Source organism: Ruegeria atlantica (assembly GCF_013032505.1).
In the GTDB taxonomy this organism is placed as follows: Bacteria; Pseudomonadota; Alphaproteobacteria; order Rhodobacterales; family Rhodobacteraceae; genus Ruegeria; species Ruegeria atlantica_F.
Genome location: NZ_WQCG01000009.1, coordinates 87762 through 104353, shown reverse-complemented (window position 1 = coordinate 104353; position 16592 = coordinate 87762). Strand labels below are relative to the sequence as shown.

General features: G+C 57.1%; 24 protein-coding genes. 16 read left to right on the top strand and 8 right to left on the bottom strand.

Annotation, left to right across the window (positions count from 1 at the left end; genetic code table 11):
• Positions 1–4 precede the first annotated feature (4 nt).
• From GOW92_RS22195 to GOW92_RS22155, 9 genes are read left to right on the top strand one after another with little or no spacing between them, the layout of a single operon-like run.
• Entirely contained in the window at positions 5–391 is a 387-nt protein-coding gene (locus GOW92_RS22195; RefSeq protein WP_170565127.1) for a FlgB family protein, read from the top strand.
• A 12-nt stretch (positions 392–403) separates the two neighbouring features.
• A complete protein-coding gene (gene flgC / locus GOW92_RS22190) occupies positions 404–790 on the top strand; it encodes a flagellar basal body rod protein FlgC (RefSeq protein WP_170565124.1) in 387 nt (128 codons plus the stop codon).
• A gap of 11 nt (positions 791–801) precedes the next feature.
• Positions 802–1092: a flagellar hook-basal body complex protein FliE gene (gene fliE / locus GOW92_RS22185; RefSeq protein ID WP_170565121.1), complete on the top strand. Its 291-nt coding sequence runs from the start codon at positions 802–804 to the stop codon at positions 1090–1092.
• A 4-nt stretch (positions 1093–1096) separates the two neighbouring features.
• Positions 1097–1369 carry a flagellar biosynthetic protein FliQ gene (locus tag GOW92_RS22180; RefSeq protein WP_170565118.1) on the top strand — a complete coding sequence of 91 codons (273 nt, stop codon included), beginning with the start codon at positions 1097–1099 and terminating at the stop codon, positions 1367–1369.
• Positions 1369–2079 (top strand): flagellar hook-basal body complex protein, encoded by a 711-nt coding sequence (locus GOW92_RS22175; RefSeq protein ID WP_170565115.1) that lies wholly within the window; start codon positions 1369–1371, stop codon positions 2077–2079. Before GOW92_RS22180 ends, GOW92_RS22175 begins: the two co-directional genes overlap by 1 nt.
• 20 nt (positions 2080–2099) lie before the next feature.
• A complete protein-coding gene (gene flgG / locus GOW92_RS22170) occupies positions 2100–2885 on the top strand; it encodes a flagellar basal-body rod protein FlgG (RefSeq protein ID WP_170565113.1) in 786 nt (261 codons plus the stop codon).
• Positions 2885–3301: a flagellar basal body P-ring formation chaperone FlgA gene (flgA, locus tag GOW92_RS22165; RefSeq protein WP_170565111.1), complete on the top strand. Its 417-nt coding sequence runs from the start codon at positions 2885–2887 to the stop codon at positions 3299–3301. The genes flgG and flgA overlap by 1 nt, the downstream gene beginning before the upstream one ends.
• Complete coding sequence (gene flgH / locus GOW92_RS22160; protein WP_170565110.1) at positions 3301–4032, top strand: flagellar basal body L-ring protein FlgH; 732 nt, start codon at positions 3301–3303, stop codon at positions 4030–4032. Before flgA ends, flgH begins: the two co-directional genes overlap by 1 nt.
• 12 nt (positions 4033–4044) lie before the next feature.
• Entirely contained in the window at positions 4045–4572 is a 528-nt protein-coding gene (locus tag GOW92_RS22155; RefSeq protein WP_170565109.1) for a flagellar basal body-associated FliL family protein, read from the top strand.
• A gap of 36 nt (positions 4573–4608) precedes the next feature.
• On the opposite strand, the gene GOW92_RS22150 is transcribed toward GOW92_RS22155, so the two are convergent.
• The 8 genes from GOW92_RS22150 to GOW92_RS22115 all read right to left on the bottom strand — a co-directional run bounded on the left by GOW92_RS22150 (position 4609) and on the right by GOW92_RS22115 (position 11627).
• Positions 4609–4953 (bottom strand): hypothetical protein, encoded by a 345-nt coding sequence (locus GOW92_RS22150; RefSeq protein WP_170565107.1) that lies wholly within the window; start codon positions 4951–4953, stop codon positions 4609–4611.
• On the bottom strand, positions 4953–6038 hold the full coding sequence (flhB, locus tag GOW92_RS22145; protein ID WP_170565105.1) for a flagellar type III secretion system protein FlhB: 1086 nt from the start codon (positions 6036–6038) through the stop codon (positions 4953–4955). The genes GOW92_RS22150 and flhB overlap by 1 nt, the downstream gene beginning before the upstream one ends.
• A complete protein-coding gene (locus GOW92_RS22140) occupies positions 6035–6808 on the bottom strand; it encodes a flagellar biosynthetic protein FliR (protein ID WP_170565102.1) in 774 nt (257 codons plus the stop codon). Before GOW92_RS22140 ends, flhB begins: the two co-directional genes overlap by 4 nt.
• Positions 6805–8892: a flagellar biosynthesis protein FlhA gene (gene flhA, locus GOW92_RS22135; protein ID WP_170565099.1), complete on the bottom strand. Its 2088-nt coding sequence runs from the start codon at positions 8890–8892 to the stop codon at positions 6805–6807. The genes GOW92_RS22140 and flhA overlap by 4 nt, the downstream gene beginning before the upstream one ends.
• A gap of 9 nt (positions 8893–8901) precedes the next feature.
• Positions 8902–9591, bottom strand: a complete 690-nt coding sequence (locus tag GOW92_RS22130) for a transglycosylase SLT domain-containing protein (RefSeq protein ID WP_368040316.1) — start codon at positions 9589–9591, stop codon at positions 8902–8904.
• 73 nt (positions 9592–9664) lie between these two features.
• The gene (locus tag GOW92_RS22125) at positions 9665–10093 is read right to left on the bottom strand and encodes an Lrp/AsnC family transcriptional regulator (protein ID WP_170565096.1); all 429 of its coding nucleotides are present in this window, start codon (positions 10091–10093) and stop codon (positions 9665–9667) included.
• Between the two features lie 34 nt (positions 10094–10127).
• On the bottom strand, positions 10128–11360 hold the full coding sequence (locus GOW92_RS22120) for an MFS transporter (protein ID WP_170565093.1): 1233 nt from the start codon (positions 11358–11360) through the stop codon (positions 10128–10130).
• A 3-nt stretch (positions 11361–11363) separates the two neighbouring features.
• On the bottom strand, positions 11364–11627 hold the full coding sequence (locus GOW92_RS22115) for a metal-sensing transcriptional repressor (protein ID WP_170565090.1): 264 nt from the start codon (positions 11625–11627) through the stop codon (positions 11364–11366).
• Positions 11628–11761: 134 nt separating this feature from the next.
• Between GOW92_RS22115 and GOW92_RS22110 the strand changes: the two genes are divergently transcribed.
• From GOW92_RS22110 to GOW92_RS22080, 7 genes are all read left to right on the top strand, one after another.
• Positions 11762–12376 carry a ribonuclease D gene (locus tag GOW92_RS22110; protein ID WP_170565087.1) on the top strand — a complete coding sequence of 205 codons (615 nt, stop codon included), beginning with the start codon at positions 11762–11764 and terminating at the stop codon, positions 12374–12376.
• A complete protein-coding gene (locus GOW92_RS22105) occupies positions 12373–13335 on the top strand; it encodes a KpsF/GutQ family sugar-phosphate isomerase (RefSeq protein WP_170565083.1) in 963 nt (320 codons plus the stop codon). The genes GOW92_RS22110 and GOW92_RS22105 overlap by 4 nt, the downstream gene beginning before the upstream one ends.
• Positions 13336–13350: 15 nt before the next feature.
• Positions 13351–13950, top strand: a complete 600-nt coding sequence (lptC, locus tag GOW92_RS22100) for an LPS export ABC transporter periplasmic protein LptC (RefSeq protein ID WP_170565080.1) — start codon at positions 13351–13353, stop codon at positions 13948–13950.
• A gap of 3 nt (positions 13951–13953) precedes the next feature.
• Positions 13954–14445, top strand: coding sequence for an LptA/OstA family protein (locus tag GOW92_RS22095; protein ID WP_170565077.1), 492 nt, complete (start codon positions 13954–13956; stop codon positions 14443–14445).
• The gene (gene lptB, locus GOW92_RS22090; RefSeq protein WP_170565074.1) at positions 14445–15203 is read left to right on the top strand and encodes an LPS export ABC transporter ATP-binding protein; all 759 of its coding nucleotides are present in this window, start codon (positions 14445–14447) and stop codon (positions 15201–15203) included. Before GOW92_RS22095 ends, lptB begins: the two co-directional genes overlap by 1 nt.
• A 253-nt stretch (positions 15204–15456) precedes the next feature.
• Complete coding sequence (gene hpf, locus GOW92_RS22085) at positions 15457–16020, top strand: ribosome hibernation-promoting factor, HPF/YfiA family (RefSeq protein ID WP_058273067.1); 564 nt, start codon at positions 15457–15459, stop codon at positions 16018–16020.
• Between the two features lie 60 nt (positions 16021–16080).
• A complete protein-coding gene (locus GOW92_RS22080; protein ID WP_170565071.1) occupies positions 16081–16545 on the top strand; it encodes a PTS sugar transporter subunit IIA in 465 nt (154 codons plus the stop codon).
• Positions 16546–16592 lie beyond the last annotated feature (47 nt).

The following is a 16592-nucleotide window of genomic DNA, read 5'->3' as shown; positions in this document are numbered from 1 at the left end:
CCCGATGTTCTATGACCTGAACGTCTTTAAATCTGCGTACGCAATGGCAACCCATGCCGGGCAACGGCAGGCAGTGATTGCGCGCAACATGGCCAATGCGGATACGCCGGGCTATCAGCCCCGCGATATCGAAGCTTTTCAAAAAGCGTTCGAAAACTCAGGCCGTGAGGTCGCCATGACCGCCACGCGGGCAGGACATCTCAACGGCTTCAGCAGCCCAAAGCCCTGGGCTGAGTTTGAGACGACCCCGTCAGGTGACCCAAACGGCAATGGCGTTTCGGTTGAGGAAGAGATGCTGAAAGGTGTTGAGGCCAAGCGACAGCATGATCGTGCTCTGGCGATCTACAAATCTTCAATGAACATTCTACGCAGCAGTCTGGGCCGGGCATAAGGGGGCAGCTGAATGAGCGATTTTTCCCATTCCCTGAGCGTCTCTGCCAGCGCTTTACGCGCGCAGGCGGCGCGTTTGCGCCATGTGTCAGAAAACATCTCGAACGCGGATACGCCGGGGTATCGGCGCAAAACGGTTCCGTTTGAAGCCGTAAACAAAGACGGCAAGGAAACGGTGCAGACGGGGCGGATCACGCTAGATCGTCGCGCGCTGTCGCGCATTTATGACCCAAGCCACCCGATGGCCGATGACACCGGTCACTATCGCGGCTCGAACGTCGATCTGATGATCGAGATAGCGGATGCCCGCGAGGCGCAGCGTAGCTACGAAGCCAACCTCAAAATGTTCGATCAGACGCGCCAAATGTCGTCGAGCCTGATGGATCTTCTCAGAAAATAAAGGACACCAGAATGGATATCCGAGCTCTTAACGCGGTCCAGAGTTACGCGGGCGCGCGCCCGGCGACGCAGGCTGATCCAGACCATGCGGGAATGGCCCAGAGGCTGCGATCCGGGTTTCAGGACTTTGCCGAGACCTTGAAACAGTCCGAACAAATGTCGCAAGCCGCGATGACCGGACAAGCGGATCCGCATGCTTTGGTGCAAGCATTGGCCCAGACCGAACTGGCCGTCGAAACCGCTGTAATCGTGCGCAATAAGGTGGTCGAGGCCTATCAGGAAATCCTGCGGATGCCGGTCTGACGACATGCTCAGCGAGGGTTTCTTTTATGACATCGTGCGTCAGGCGCTTTGGGTCGCGGTGATCACCTCCGTCCCGATCCTCGCCGTGGCGCTGGTTTCGGGCTTGATCGTTGGACTGTTCCAGGCGCTGACCTCGGTGCAAGAGATGACGCTGACCTTCGTACCCAAACTGATCGCCATCGTTATCGTGTTCTGGATTTCGATGGGCTTCATGACCCAAACGCTTGTCACGTTTTTCACAGGAACACTCATCCCTTTGATCGCAGGAGGTCGCTGATGGATACCGCCTATGTCACCCTGTCCCGGCAATCGGGACTGATGAACGAAATGCGGTTGGTGGCGAACAACATCGCCAACGCCAATACCACGGGCTATCGCGCGCAAGGCCTGGTATTTTCGGAATTCGTGCGTGATATGCCCGGTAACCCGTCCCTGTCGATGAGCCGCGCGGAAGTACGTAACACGTCATTGCAACAAGGCGTGCTTACGGAAACTGGAGGGCAGTTCGATTTTGCCATCGAAGGCGACGGATTCTTCATGGTCGAATCCCCCGCGGGCAACCGTCTGACCCGTGCTGGTGCGTTCTCATCCAACGCGGACGGAGATCTGGTGACAATGGACGGGCACCGTGTGCTGGATAGCAATGGCGCACCGGTTTTTATCCCCCCGGACGCGGTTGCCATTGATGTTGGCAGTGACGGCACGCTGAGCGTCAACGGGCAATTGCTGGGACAGATCGGTGTTTACCGCGTTGCCGATCCCAAAACGCTGGTGCGCGAAGGCAGCACGCAGTTTCGGGCCGAGGGCGATATTGAACCAGTTGAAGAGCCTGTGGTCGTTCACCGCTTTCTCGAAGGTTCGAATGTGAATGCAGTCGCCCAGGTCTCGCGAATGGTCGAGATTCAGCGCGCTTATGAATTGGGTCAAAGCTTTCTGGAGTCCGAAGACGAACGGGTGCGTGGCGCGCTCAAGGCGCTGATGCGCTGACTTGAATAAGGAGGATTTTAATGCGGGCATTGAAAATCGCAGCGACGGGTATGACGGCGCAACAGATGCGGGTCGAGACGATCTCGAACAACCTCGCGAACATGAACACCACGGGTTACAATGCGCGGCGGGCCGAGTTTGCCGATCTGCACTATCAGCAGGTGGCACGCGCAGGCGCGGTCAACGCCAATGATGGTACGGTTTTGCCAACAGGTATCCAGTTAGGTCTGGGTGTACGCCCGGCTGCGGTGACCGTGCAACTGTCGCAGGGCGCGTTGTCTGCCACCGGAAGCGATCTGGACATCGCCATCGAAGGGCGCGGTTATCTGGAAGTGACGCTGCCCAACGGCCAGTCCGGTTTTACCCGCGATGGCAGCCTGAAACGATCAGCTGAGGGGCTGATCGTAACATCGGACGGGTTTGCCGTAGCGCCCGAGATCACCATTCCAGACGATGCGCGGTCGATCTCGATTAACCCCGCGGGTGAAGTTTACGTCTATTTCGATGACGCGCCAGAAGGCCAATTGCTGGGAGAGTTCACTTTGGCCAGCTTCTCAAATGCCAAGGGACTCGAGGCGATTGGCAGCAACCTGTTCAAGGAAACCGAAGCTTCGGGCGCGCCGGTGGCAGGCGCACCCGGAGAGGACGGGATGGGTACGCTACGGCAGGGTTATCTCGAGGACAGCTCGGTTGATGCGGTGCGGGAAGTTACCGAACTGATCGAAGCTCAGCGGGGGTATGAAATGAATGCCAAGGTCATATCGGCCGTCGATCAGATGATGGGCGCAACGACGCAGGTGCGGTGATGCGGTTTCTGGGCTTTGTTCTGGCTTTGATGGTGCCGATTCCGGCGATGGCTGAAATCGTGGTGTCGAAACGCACCATTCGTGCCAAAGAAATCATTTCCGCTGCTGACCTGGAAACCAAGGATCAAATGGTTCCTAACGCTGTGAGCAATGCGGACTTTCTGATCGGACAAGAGGCGCGTGTCGCCTTGTACCCGGGGCGCCCCATCCGCGAGGGCGATGTTGGTCCGCCGGCAATTGTGGATCGTAACGATCTTGTCGTTCTCGTCTTTGACCGCCGACCTTTGTCCATCACTGCCGAAGGTCGCGCCCTGGGGCGTGGGGCAGTCGGGGATCGCATCCGGGTTATGAACCTGTCGTCACGTACAACCGTCACCGGACGTATCCGGTCGAACGGCCAGATCGAGGTAAAATAATGTCTGCACTATCAAAAACCGTTTTAGTTGTCGCGCTGGCCTTGACCGCGTGTGGTCGTGTGGATCATCTCGGCAAACCGCCAAGTTTTACGCCGAATGAGGAGTCGCCGGAACATGTGGCAATGCTCTGGCCGGGTTTGCCCTTGCACACGCAGCCGCAGCGCAATGTCGACAAATCGTCGCTTTGGAGCGGTGGCCAGCAGTCCCTACTGGGAGATCAGCGCGCGATCAAAAAGGGGGACATCCTTACGGTCGTGATCGAATTGGACGAAAAGGCCGAGATATCGAACGACACGAACCGTTCGCGCAGCGGATCAGAAAGCCTTGAGGTGCCGGGTTTGTTTGGCTTGCCGCAACGCGCGGCCGAGCACCTGCCAGACGGTGCCTCGCTGGACGAAGCCGTGTCGATCGACTCTGCCTCGACCAGCAAAGGTAAAGGATCGGTGAAGCGAAAGGAAAAGCTGACCCTGCGGGTGGCTGCGACCGTGATTGATGTATTGCCGAATGGAGTTCTGTCGATCTCGGGTTCGCAGGAGTTGCGCGTCAACTTTGAATTGCGCGAACTCTTGGTTGCCGGCTACGTGCGTCCTCAGGATATCTCGCGCCAGAATGAGATTACCTATGACAAGATCGCGTCGGCGCGTGTGTCATATGGTGGCCGCGGTCAGATCACCGACGTTCAACAGCCTCGCTACGGGCAGCAAATCCTGGATTCAATTCTGCCATTCTGAGGGACGAGAGTGATGAAAAAACTGATCCCCATCGTTTTTCTTATTGCGGGTTTGGGTAGCGGTATAGCAGCGGGCGTGTTTCTGGCCCCTTCGGAAAACAAGGCAGAAACTGCCAAGGATATGAGTGCAGACTCAAAGACAGAAAAGCCCAATAAGAAAGACACAAAAGCCACAGGCAAAAAACCGGGCGAGCGAAACAAAGCGGACGGCGAGGGCACCTATGAGTATTTGAAATTGACCAAGCAATTCGTTGTCCCGATCGTGGAATCGGATCGGATCGCGGCGCTTGTCACCATGTCTCTTAGCCTTGAGGTCACTCCCGGCATGGCCGAGCCTTTCTACGCCTCGGAACCCAAGCTGCGCGACCGCTTTTTGCAGGTGTTGTTCGACCATGCCAATACCGGTGGGTTTGACGGGAACTTCACCCATTCAGACAATCTGGACGTCTTACGCGAGGCACTGTTAGATGAGGCGCGAAAGGATTTGGGTGACGATGTCTCAAAGATCCTGATCATGAGTGTGAATCGTCAAGACACGTGACGGATCGGCTGGCATTGATTGGACTATGCTCAATCTTTACCGGCGTTTCTTGCGTAATTTGGAAACCGCCTGTTTGCGCCCGAACGCGACGCGCAGGTTCGCAAGGGCTGTCAACTTTTGCGCTCGTAACCGGGCAAGCTGTGTGTTGAGTTGCCTGCGTGTCGCCGATTCCCACCCGTTCCAAAGCACATCTGTGCCGGTAACACGGTAACCTTCTGAACACTCCAAATCATGCCGGGTTTGTTGAACTTGCGCATCAAGCCGAACCAATTGGTGTTGTACCCGTGCCTCGGCTTCGAGCACCGGGCGCAGGGATTGGTATTCTCGCTGAAACGCGGCTTCGGTAACTATTGCCAGATCCTGCAGCTGCTTGCGTTTCATCAGATCCGCTCCTTCGCCCGTTTGCGCATCGCCTCGGCGAACCGGATAGCGGCGGCAACAGGTCGGTAATGTTCCTCAGATATCTGCTGTCCGATCTCGACCGTGGCATACAGAGCACGCGCCGTCGGTGGATCCGGGCGGATTGGGACGCCGGCCTGTCCGGCGGCCCCGCGGATAGCAGCTGCGACGGAATCCACACCCTTGGCCACACATACTGGTGCCGATCCGGCGGTGCGAGACCATTTCAGCGCGACAGCGAAGTGGGTCGGGTTGACGATCACAACATCGGCTTTTGGCACCTCGGCCATCATTTGATTGGTTGCGATATCCTGGGCGCGCTGACGACGTTGCTGTTTTATATGCGGGTCGCCTTCGGCATCTTTGGTCTCATCCTGGATTTCCTTGCGCGACATCCGGTTTTTGCGCATGTGCTCGGCGTATTGCCAGATGTAGTCGACCACACCGATGGCCAGGGCGACCGTAATCACGATGAACATGAACCGGAACAGAAGGTTCGTCATCAGCATCACGGACGACCGCGCCGGAGCGGTACTTGCCGACAGAATCTCGTTGAGGTTGGCCCGCAGGAAAAGCGCCAAGCATGTGCAGTAGATCACCAATTTCGCAAAGCTTTTACCAAATTCGAACAACCCGCCGCGCCCAAATTTGTTTTTGGCATTGGACGGTATCGATATGCGCGACGGCTTGGGTTTCAGTTTGGTGGGCGCAAACACCAGCGCGCGCTGTGAAATTAGGCTGAGCAGAACAGCGGCAGCGGGAAGGCCAAAGAGGATCAAAACAGACAGTAAAGCCGTCTGCAGTATTCCCCCGACCGGGCCGGTGGCCGAGCCGGTGGTCAGCAATTGCCCAAAATCATCTGCCTGATCAATCAAAACGGCGAACAATGTACCCAATCTTTGCACCGCAAGTTGCCCTGCGGCCAGCATGGCAATCAGCAAACCAACATAGGAGGCCACGACGGACAGGTCGTTGGACTTGGCGACTTCACCTTTTTCCCGCGCTTTCTGCAGCTTTTGCGGCGTCGCCTCAAAGGACTTGTCACTGTCGTCGTCCTGACCATTCATCTTATGAACTCAAGCGGGTTGGTCATGAATGCGAACAGGGCGTCGGACCACACCGACAAGATCAAAGGGGCGCCTGCAAAAAGCAGAAACAAGCCCGCGAAAGTGATCGCGGGCGCGCCAACAAATGCCACCATCAACTGCGGCATCGCCCGGTTGATGACCCCAAGCGCAAGGTTATAAATCAGCGATGCGATGACAAAGGGCATGGCCAAGCTGAACGCCAGACTAAAACTGCGCGCAATTTGTTGCACGCCCCATTGCGACATATCCGGTGCCAGTGGGGCAATGCCAATCGGAAACAGCGCGTAGCTGTGTATCAGAAATTGCGCGACACGGATATGCAGGCCCAGTAGTACAGCCAGCGCCAGACCTGCAAGGGTCAACAAATACCCCATTGCCGGAACAGGATCGACAGCGGCCCCACCTAGAATTTGAGACAGCGATGTCGATTGCGCCGCAATGGATCCAGCTGTTTGCAAGGCCAGAACGAACAGACGTAATCCAATGCCCAGTGCCAGCCCGACAAGTGTTTCTGTGCCAATCAACTGCACCAGCGGCAACAATCCTTGCCCGTGGTCGGTCGCAGGAACGGCAGGCGTGACAATCAGCGTAAAAGCTGTGGCGATCCCCAGCTTGACGCGGGTTGGAATGCTGCGTTCCCCAAATGCGGGCAAGAGGGACACCAAGGCCGACACCCGCAGGAAGACGGCACAGAAGTGCCACAGACCATCGGCCAATTCCGGCAATAAAGCTGGTGGCAAGGTGATCATGCGGGGACTGTTCCGACCAAAGCGGGTCGCGCCTCAAGCCCGATTTCCTCGAAGGATAGAACTGGATTCGACACGCCCCGCGCTTGCATGATCGTACGCAGCAACCGCCGTCGGCGCGTCGAAGTCACGAGTGCCGGGAACACCCCGTGATCGGCGGATTGTGTGACAGTGTCGACGACACCATCTGCCAGTCTGTTGAACAGGTTCGGCGGCAAGGCCACATCCAATCCGGCGTTGGGCGCGTCGATCTGGTACGAGGCAAACGTGTCCTCCCACTCGGGCGCAAGCTGGATCAACGGAATGGATCCGTCGCCCCGTTTCATGTCGGCAACCAACTGGAACCCCAATCTTTGCCGGACCAGCTCGCAAATCCCCTCTGGCTGGGTTGTGGTCAGGCGCGCCTCGGCAACGCTTTCCAGAATCAGGGCCATGTTGCGGATCGAGACCTTCTCTTCCAGCAGCAGACGTAGAACCGAATGTAGCGTGTCGATTGGCACCTTGTCCGGGATCAGTTCGTCCAGCAGTTTGCGGTTGGCTTCAGCCCGAACCGGGTCGCTGAGCCGTGTCATCTCGGACAGCAGGCGGCGCAGGGATTTCAGGGTCAGCAGACGTGTGAAGTTTTGTTTGATGATTTCTAGCAGGTGTGTCGCCAATATTTCGGGCGGTGAGACGATGGTTGCGCCGCTCAGCGCTGCGGCCTCTTGATCCTTGGGCAGAATCCAGCGGGCAGGGGCACCGTAAACGGGTTCGGTTACATCATTGCCTTCGGGCAGCATATCATGGCCGTCTTGCACGAGCGCCAACACCAGATCGGGGTTGAGGACACCGCGGGCCTGCTCGACCCCCTGCACCTTGATCACATAGGTTCCCAGCGGCAGTTCCGCCTGGTCGGTCAGGCGGATGTCGGGCAGGATCAGCCCAAAGCTGGAGGCGACATAGGTGCGCATGTTGGCAATCCGGGCTTCCAACCCGGTGCCGGGGTTCAGAACCATACTGACAAGATCAGGGGCGAATTCCAGATGAACGTCGTCCAGATCCAGAATGTCCCCGATGGCCTGCGAGACCGGGGTTTCATCCTTTGGAGAGGGCGCATGGTCCGCGTCGGCCTCGGCCTTTTGTTTTCGGTTCACCGAATAGGCCGCATAGCCCAGAACGCCTGCGCCTAGGATGAAGGGCAAAAAGGGCAGGCCAGGTACCAATGCAAATAACACCATCAGCATCGCCACTGTGCCCAGCGCCGCAGGGTGACGACCCAGTTGAGAGAAGATCGCGCTGTCCGTCGCGCCTTGGGTCCCGCCTCGGGCCAGCAACAGAGCCGATGCGATTGAGATGATAACGGCAGGGATTTGCGACACCAACCCGTCGCCGACGGTCAGGATGGCATAGGTCTCGAAAGCGGATGAAATGGGCATGCCGTGCACGATCACACCCATGATCAGACCCATCACGAGGTTCAGCAGGGTGATCAACAGCCCCGCAACTGCGTCTCCCTTGACGAATTTCGAGGCCCCGTCGAGGGATCCGAAGAACGTCGTTTCCTGCTGTTCCCGCTCTCGCCGTTCTTTAGCCTGCTGATGGTCGATGGCGCCGGCGGACATATCGCTGTCGATGGCCAACTGTTTGCCGGGCATTCCGTCCAGCGCAAATCGTGCACCGACCTCGGCCATACGGGCCGCGCCTTTGGTTATGACCATGAAATTTACGATCAGCAGAACACCAAACACGACAAGGCCCAGAAAGATGCTGCCGCCCATGACGAAATTCGCAAACCCCTCGATCACATCTCCGGCCGCATTTGGGCCGGTATGTCCCTGGCCGATGATCAGTTTGGTCGAGGATACGTTCAGCGATAGCCGCAGCATTAGCGAGGCGAGAAGGATCGTCGGAAAGGATGAAAAATCCAGCGGGCGTCCTATGAACAGCGTCAGGGTAAAGATCAGGATCGCCAGTGCAAATGAGGCGGCCAGTCCGACGTCCAGAACCCAAGCGGGCATCGGCAGGATCATCATCACGATGACCGTCATCAACGCCAGCGCCAGCAGCACGGTCGGAGAAAATAGCGAACGGGCGTCGATCTTGGGCACGAGAGGCTCCTAGTTGAACTGGATAAAGGCTGTTGCTGCGCTGGTCACCGGCACCAAAGACCCCATCGCGCCAGTGTCGGCAGGCTCTGCCCGGGGCGGAAACAGCGGGCTTGCGGCCCCGGTAAAGGGATCGCGCGACGCAAATGCGGTCGGGGCTTGTTCATCCAACTGGGCCAGAATGGTTTGAAAACGCTCCGTGTAAGCGTTCGCCAAAGCCGGTGTGCGCGAGTGATAGGCGCCGGCGGCGGCGTTCCATGAACCCAGCTCGGCATACAACTCTTTCAGAAACTGCGCTGCATATGTTGCATTTTCATCGGGGTCGAACATGGCGTCTATCGACCTGAAAGCCTTGCCGTGCCAGCGGTAATTGATCTGGAAACACCCAACGTCAAAGCTGCGTTTGCCTGCTTTGAAGATACCGAAAACATATGATTTTGCTTCTAATTCTGAGGTGAACCAAATGCCCTTCCCTTCGACATTGATCGTCCAGGGCCAGGGTTGCAGCGCCCCGTCCACCGTGCGGCCCGTTTCAACCCGGGCAATGGCGTGCATGATATCCAGCGGTACGCCTTCGGCCCGGGCGGCGCGCTGGGCGGCGTGATCGCATACGCGGGCTGTTCGGGTGCTGGGCATGGCAAAACCGTGCGGCGCAGCCAACAGCGCCACAAAGGTCAGTGCTGAGATCGTTCGATTTGGCATTCTGCCGGTCCGGGATTCTGATCAGTCCCGGCCAAGCTAGCGGTTTCAGGGTTTACAGAGAGTTATCGACTACTCAGTTTCGGTCGATCCGCCGCCCAAATACGACACTGGTATTGGTCCGCAGGATGCCGGGTATCCTGGCCAGATCGTCGACCAAAATGTCCAGATCCTCGATCCTCGGGGCTTCTGCGGACAAGAGCAGGTCGAATTCTCCGTTGATCGACAGGCAGAGTTTGACCTCGGGATAGGTTTCAAGACGCTTGATGATCCGTGTGGTCTCTTTTTGTTGAACCTCAAGCAGGACAACGACCTGAACGCGCGGTGCGTCTTCCGGGGCGTTCAGACGCACCGAGTATCCGGCAATAACGCCGCGCTCTTCCATCCGTTGAATGCGTTCATGCACGGTGGTGCGGGCCACGCCAAGTTTCGCTGCGATCTTGGTCGTGGATTCGCGGGCGTTGTGCTGAAGGGCCGAAATGATGCGACGGTCAAGCTGATCCATAGGACCAAGGTTTAGTGCAAAGCCCGCGGAATACTCAAGGTTTGTCAATATCTTTGCCCGGCGCGGTTTCCGGGTTGGACCGCGGCCAGATCAGAGGCGCAACACTAAGCCCCAAAAGGGCTGCAATCGTCATCCAGATCAATGCGTGCTCGGTCCCTTTTGAGGTCATCAGCCATCCGGCCAGCGGATAAAGCGCCAGCCAGCAGGCATGGGACAGAGTGAACTGGGCCGCAAAAACTGCGGGGCGGTCTTCGGGTCTTGCCGTGCGCGTCAACAGTCGACCAGAAGGGGTCATGATGGCCGAATAGCCCAGGCCAGCACCCGCCCATAGCGCCGCAAGACCCCACAAGGTCATCGGAATTAATGCGAACAACCCGGCTGCAAATGCCATTGTGAACGTCCCGAGCGCCGCGCCGGTAAGCATGACGCTGCGGTCTTCGTATCTGTTTAGAAGTGAGGGCAATATGAAGGCAGCCAGCATCGAGCCGCCCCCATACCCAGCCAAGGCGACGGCCACGGCACTCTCGGACAGTCCAAGATCGGCGCGCACGATGACGACCGTGTTAACGATGACCATCGCGCTGAGCGCGGCGGCTGTCCACGTCAAAGCGAGTAATCCGCGCAACCGTGTCGCGCCAAGATAAATGCGAATGCCCCGCGTCGTCCGGTCGTAAATCCCCCGGCGTTCAGTTGGTTTGGGTGAGGGCAGGGTAACCGACACAACAAGGATCGCGGAGGCAACGAATCCAAGGCTTGTGCCCCAGAAAAGGCTATCAAAGCTCAAGATCAACAAAAGCGCTGCAGCCAAAGCCGGGCTGAGCAGGCTTTCAAGGTCATATGCCAGCCGGGACAGCGACAAAGCTTTGGTATAGTCCTGTTCATCCGTCAGAACATCCGGAATTGTTGCCTGGAAAGCTGGGGTAAACCCGGCAGAGGCTGATTGCAGAAGGAATATCAGCACATAGATCTGCCAAATCTCGGTCACAAACGGCAGGCACACCGCAACAGCGGCCCGCACAAGATCCAGAACCACCAGCATTTTGCGCCGGTCCAGCCGCTCCGCAAATGCAGCGGCGAGCGGGGCGATAACTACATAGGCCACCATCTTGATGGTTAGTGCGGTTCCCAGAACCATACCTGCTGCGTCACCGGCCAGATCAAAGGCAAGCAATCCCAAGGCAACGGTTGCCAGCCCGGTTCCCGCTAGAGCGACAACCTGAGCGGCCAGTAAATGGCGGTAAACGCGGTTTTTAAGGACGCTCAACATCGCTCACAGATACTTTGTGATGGCTTTGAAGTCGTCCACGTCCGGGTGTTTAGCATCGGTCGTCGGTGCCAGGCAGTGATCAATATGATCATGGATCAATGCCCGCTTGGCGTTAGTAATAGCCTTTTCTACTGCAAAAAGCTGTTGTGCGATGTCGGTGCAGGGCGCCTGATCTTCGAGCATGGATATTACTCTGGCCAGATGCCCGTGCGCCCGTTTCAGGCGCGCGTGGATTTGCGGGTGCGAAGTGTGTTTGTGCTGCGTCATTCAATAACCCTATCCTCCCCATGGGGATAAGATCAACACAACCTGCGGGTCCCTGCCGCAGAAGTGTGGATGGCGTTGAGTTTACGAGTCAAACCTCCTATCTCGGGGGCGATACCGGACAAAGGACAAGCCCCGTGGCAAACCATCTGTACAAAAACGACCTGCCGGACGGGTTGGATATGGGCCCTGTTGTGGCCATCGACTGCGAAACCATGGGTCTGAACCCGCATCGCGATCGTCTGTGCGTGATCCAGATGTCGGGCGGCGACGGAGACAGCCATATTGTTCAGGTCGAAATAGGCCAGACCAAGGCCCCGAACCTGTGTGCGATGCTGGAAAACCCTGACGTGCTAAAGCTTTTCCACTTTGGCCGTTTCGATATTGCCGCGATGTATCACGCATTTGGTGCGCTAGCGGCCCCGGTCTATTGTACCAAGATCGCCAGTCGGCTGGTTCGCACCTACACCGACCGGCACGGGCTGAAGAACCTGTGCCAAGAACTGATAGGCGTCGATATCTCAAAGCAGCAGCAGATGAGCGATTGGGGCGCCGAAACCCTGACGAACGCGCAGTTGGAATATGCGGCCTCGGACGTTCTTTACCTGCACCAGTTACGCGAGGCGCTGGATGGACGCTTGGCCCGCGAAGGCCGAACTGAGATGGCGCAGGCCTGTTTTGAATTCTTGCCGATGCGTGCGAAACTGGATCTCGCCGGTTGGCCCGAAACGGATATTTTTGCGCACTCATGACCGATACCGAAGCATTCCTGAGAACCGCCCGACAAGTCATCACCGACGAGGCCCGTGCCTTGGACGTGCTGGCCGAAAGCCTGGATGACCAATTTGCCGAAGCCGTGCAGATGATCCTGCAGGCTCCGGGCCGCATCATAATCAGTGGTATCGGAAAGTCGGGCCATATCGGCCACAAGATCGCCGCGACACTCGCCAGCACCGGCACACCCGCCTATTTTGTGCACCCGGCCGAGGCCAGCCATGGCGATCTGGGGATGGTGTCCAAGGGCGATGTGGTTTTGGCCATTTCGAACTCGGGTGAGGCGCCGGAGCTGGTCAATCTTCTGGCCTTTACCCGCCGTTTCAGCATTCCGCTGATTGGCCTGTCCAGCAAGCCGGAAAGCACGCTGATGAAACAGGCCGATGTGCATTTGCTGATCCCCTCATTGGGCGAAGCCTGCGGTTTCGGCATGGTGCCTTCGATTTCGACCACATTGACGCTGGCGATGGGCGATGCCTTGGCCATTGCTTTGATGAAGTACCGCGATTTCAAGCCCGAGGATTTCCGTGCCTTTCATCCCGGCGGCAAGCTGGGCGCGCAGCTGTCTACTGTGCGCGATCTGATGCATGTTGATCTTCCCGTGGTGTCCATTGGGACACCGATGAGCGAAGCATTGCTGGTCATGAGCCAGAAAAGCTTTGGCGTCGTGGGCGTGACCGACGAGGCCGGCCGCCTGATGGGTATTGTCACAGATGGCGACTTACGCCGGAACATGGACGGTCTGCTGAACAAGACCACTGAAGAGGTGATGACCCGCGATCCTCTGACCATTTCGCCCAATGCCATGGCGGAAGAAGCGGTTGCGATCATGAATGACCGCAAAATCACTTCGTTGTTCGTGGTTGATCCCGAAGCACATGGGCAGGCAGAAGGGCTGCTGCACATCCACGACTGTCTGCGCGTCGGGCTGGGCTAAGCGGAGGGTTGAGAGGTGGACGGACATTCACGCAGGGTTCAGTTCTTCAAGGTGGTGCTGCCGTTGGTGGCCATCGCGATGCTGTCGACTGTGTTCCTGCTGTCACGCAGTATCGAAACAAATGTGTCCGTGCCCTTCAGTCAGAAGGATATTGATGAACGTTTGGCTGATCAGGTGGTAACGCAGCCCAACTATCAGGGAACCACCCGCAAAGGCGAAGATATTCAGATCGAGGCTAGCCGGGCAACGCAAGGAACAGAAGGCGAAGCGCCCACGGCAGCCGAGTTTCGGGGGCGTATGGGCCTGTTGAGCGGTGGCGTGATTACTTTGGATTCCAACTCCGGCATGATCCGTCCGGACAAGAATACGGCTACCTTTATTGGCGATGTGGTTATAACAACTACGGACGGCATCGTCGTTAGGACCGATTTGTTGAACACTGCGCTGGATGAAATACAGGGCGATACGCCAGGTCAGGTCGACGGAACTGGTATTATCGGTGATTTTACTGCGGGCAGAATGACATTCGGGACTGAAAAAAAAGATGGACCGGTCCATATTATTTTTACAGATGGCGTGAAGTTGGTGTATGAGCCAGAAAAAGCAGAAAGATAACCTGTGTTCTATTTTCGTTTAGCCCTTGTAAGCTGTGCTCTGGTAACCGGTGCGATCTCTGCGTCCGCGCAGGAAACTCAGGTCGCGTTTGGCTCAGCGAATGCTGACCCCAGCCTGCCGGTTGAGGTGACCTCGGAAAAGCTGAACGTAAATCAGGAAGATGGCTCGGCCGAATTTCTGGGCAACGTGATCGTGATTCAGGGCGAAATGCGTCTGACCGCAGAACGCGTGCTTGTCATCTATAACGAAGAACGTTCGGGCATCGAGCGCATGGAAGCGACCGAGGATGTGGTTCTGGTCAGCCCGCCAGACGCGGCTGAAGGCGATTGGGCGGAATACACCATCGACTCAGGCGAGATCGTCATGAAGGGCAACGTTTTGTTGTTGCAAGGACCCAGCACGATCAGTGGCGACCAGATGAACGCCAATCTGACCACCGGTAAGGCGACAATGACCGGCAACGTAAAGACCATCCTGCAACAGGGGGCCAACTGATGGCCCAGCCAAACCTGACGGTGTCCGAAGGCGCCTCTGGACTGAAAATCGAGAAACTCCGTAAGTCTTACCGCAAAAAGACTGTAATCCGTGATGTCTCGATGACGTTGGGCCGGTCCGAGGTGGTGGCATTGCTGGGGCCGAACGGTTCGGGCAAGACCACAACATTCTACTCGGTTGCAGGTCTGGTGTTCCCCGAAGCGGGGACCGTTACGATTGACGGTCAGGTTGTTACGACGTTGCCCATGTATCGCCGCGCACGACTTGGAATCGGCTATCTACCGCAGGAAATGTCGATTTTCCGTGGTATGAGTGTTGAAGACAACATTGCCGCTGTTTTGGACATAACCGTCAAACATGCCCACCGTCGCAAGGAACGGTTGGAAGAATTGTTGTCTGATTTCTCAATCGAGCACCTGCGCCGCGCACCCGCATTGGCCCTGTCGGGCGGTGAACGCCGCCGGGTTGAGATTGCGCGTTGTTTGGCGGCGGATCCCAAATATCTGCTGTTGGATGAACCCTTTGCGGGCGTTGACCCGATCAGCGTCGGGGATATCCGCCATCTTGTGGCGGACCTGAAAAAACGTGGAATCGGCGTGTTGATCACTGATCACAACGTACGCGAAACGCTCGAAATTGTGGATCGTGCCTACATCCTGCATGACGGTCAGGTCTTGATGTCCGGGACGCCCGATGAAGTGGTGGAAAACGAAAACGTTCGTCGTGTATATCTTGGCGAAAATTTCCGGATTTCATGAGCTTGCGCAGATTTGCGCCGAGAGCATGGCGGAAATCACGTATATACACGCCTGTTTTGATTGACTCTTCCGCCGTCTCTTGCCTCAATTGGGGTATGGCATTTCTTCGGTTCCCGTCTGGATCACGACGCCCCTTCCTGGAAGGGGAGCCGGTGCGGTTACCGCAGGATTTGCCGATGTCCCCCACCCGATAAAAACAAGCGCGTCGCATTACGTGACGTCAGAAATGGGTGTGAATTGTGAAGGAGATCACATGCGTTACCAAATCAGCGGAAAACAGATCGACATCGGTGCGGCCCTGCAGACACACGTGCAGACCGAACTGGGCGAGGTCGTGGGCAAATATGCCCAGCGTCCGACAGATGCCAACGTCGTCTTTTCCCGTTCAGCGCATGAATATGTATGCGAAACAACAGTGCATCTTTCGACTGGCCTGACTGCCCAGGCGAAGGCACATGCAACCGAGATTTACGCGGCGTTTGAGGGATGCTGCGACAAGATGGAGACGCAATTGCGTCGCTACAAGCGCCGCCTGAAGGACCACCACAAGGATCGTTCTGAGCCTGTTGAACTCTTCGGAGCGTCGTCATATATCCTCGCCTCTGACGAATCGGAGACGGCTGACGAACCCGATACTCTGCAGCCCATGATCGTGGCTGAGATGGAAACCAAGATCCCATCGCTGAGTGTAGGAGAGGCGGTCATGCAGATGGAACTTGCCGGCGCACCGGTGCTGGTGTTCCGGAACGAAAACAAGGACGGATTGAATGTCGTGTACCGTCGCGAAGACGGGAATATCGGCTGGATTGATCCGTAACAGGCAAGACTAGCAAGGCACGCCCCTGCAAAGGCAGGGGCTTCGCCATGGAGCGTGATGATGGAGCTTTCGAGCATTTTAAAGCCCGAAGCAGTACGTGTGTTGTCCGCCGCTTCTAGCAAGAAGCGGTTGTTTCAGGAGATTGGCGATGTCGCCGCCGGGACTTTGCACCTGGATGCGCAGACAGTGGTCGATTGCTTGCTGGAGCGCGAAAGCCTAGGCCCAACCGGGGTTGGTCATGGTGTGGCATTGCCGCATGCCAGGCTGGGAGATTTAGAATCGGTTTCGGGTGTATTTGTCATGCTCGAAAAACCGATCGATTTTGGATCAGTCGACCGCCAGCCGGTTGATATTGCTTTTGCGCTTTTCGCGCCCGAAGAAGCGGGTGTGGACCACCTTAAGGCGCTAGCATTGGTGTCCCGGACACTGCGCGATACATCTGTGTGTACCAAGCTGCGGGCAAACCCTGATCCGGTCAAATTGTATGCGATTCTGACCGAAGCGCAGTCCATGCAGGCCGCTTGAACCAACCAGAATAAAAAAGAGCCCCCGAAAACCGGGGGCTCTTTTTT

Bases quoted from the DNA above. Each gene is read 5' to 3' on its own strand.
- fliE (WP_170565121.1), top strand. From the start codon at position 802: ATGGATATCCGAGCTCTTAACGCGGTCCAGAGTTACGCGGGCGCGCGC.
- GOW92_RS22125 (WP_170565096.1), bottom strand. From the start codon at position 10,093: ATGGATCAGCTTGACCGTCGCATCATTTCGGCCCTTCAGCACAACGCC.
- GOW92_RS22115 (WP_170565090.1), bottom strand. From the start codon at position 11,627: ATGACGCAGCACAAACACACTTCGCACCCGCAAATCCACGCGCGCCTG.
- GOW92_RS22150 (WP_170565107.1), bottom strand. From the start codon at position 4,953: ATGAAACGCAAGCAGCTGCAGGATCTGGCAATAGTTACCGAAGCCGCG.
- lptB (WP_170565074.1), top strand. From the start codon at position 14,445: ATGGCCCAGCCAAACCTGACGGTGTCCGAAGGCGCCTCTGGACTGAAA.
- flgG (WP_170565113.1), top strand. From the start codon at position 2,100: ATGCGGGCATTGAAAATCGCAGCGACGGGTATGACGGCGCAACAGATG.
- GOW92_RS22195 (WP_170565127.1), top strand. From the start codon at position 5: ATGTTCTATGACCTGAACGTCTTTAAATCTGCGTACGCAATGGCAACC.
- flgC (WP_170565124.1), top strand. From the start codon at position 404: ATGAGCGATTTTTCCCATTCCCTGAGCGTCTCTGCCAGCGCTTTACGC.
- flgH (WP_170565110.1), top strand. From the start codon at position 3,301: ATGTCTGCACTATCAAAAACCGTTTTAGTTGTCGCGCTGGCCTTGACC.
- GOW92_RS22120 (WP_170565093.1), bottom strand. From the start codon at position 11,360: ATGTTGAGCGTCCTTAAAAACCGCGTTTACCGCCATTTACTGGCCGCT.
- flgA (WP_170565111.1), top strand. From the start codon at position 2,885: ATGCGGTTTCTGGGCTTTGTTCTGGCTTTGATGGTGCCGATTCCGGCG.
- GOW92_RS22130 (WP_368040316.1), bottom strand. From the start codon at position 9,591: ATGCCAAATCGAACGATCTCAGCACTGACCTTTGTGGCGCTGTTGGCT.
- GOW92_RS22105 (WP_170565083.1), top strand. From the start codon at position 12,373: ATGACCGATACCGAAGCATTCCTGAGAACCGCCCGACAAGTCATCACC.
- GOW92_RS22175 (WP_170565115.1), top strand. From the start codon at position 1,369: ATGGATACCGCCTATGTCACCCTGTCCCGGCAATCGGGACTGATGAAC.
- hpf (WP_058273067.1), top strand. From the start codon at position 15,457: ATGCGTTACCAAATCAGCGGAAAACAGATCGACATCGGTGCGGCCCTG.
- GOW92_RS22140 (WP_170565102.1), bottom strand. From the start codon at position 6,808: ATGATCACCTTGCCACCAGCTTTATTGCCGGAATTGGCCGATGGTCTG.
- GOW92_RS22080 (WP_170565071.1), top strand. From the start codon at position 16,081: ATGGAGCTTTCGAGCATTTTAAAGCCCGAAGCAGTACGTGTGTTGTCC.
- flhB (WP_170565105.1), bottom strand. From the start codon at position 6,038: ATGAATGGTCAGGACGACGACAGTGACAAGTCCTTTGAGGCGACGCCG.
- GOW92_RS22180 (WP_170565118.1), top strand. From the start codon at position 1,097: ATGCTCAGCGAGGGTTTCTTTTATGACATCGTGCGTCAGGCGCTTTGG.
- GOW92_RS22155 (WP_170565109.1), top strand. From the start codon at position 4,045: ATGAAAAAACTGATCCCCATCGTTTTTCTTATTGCGGGTTTGGGTAGC.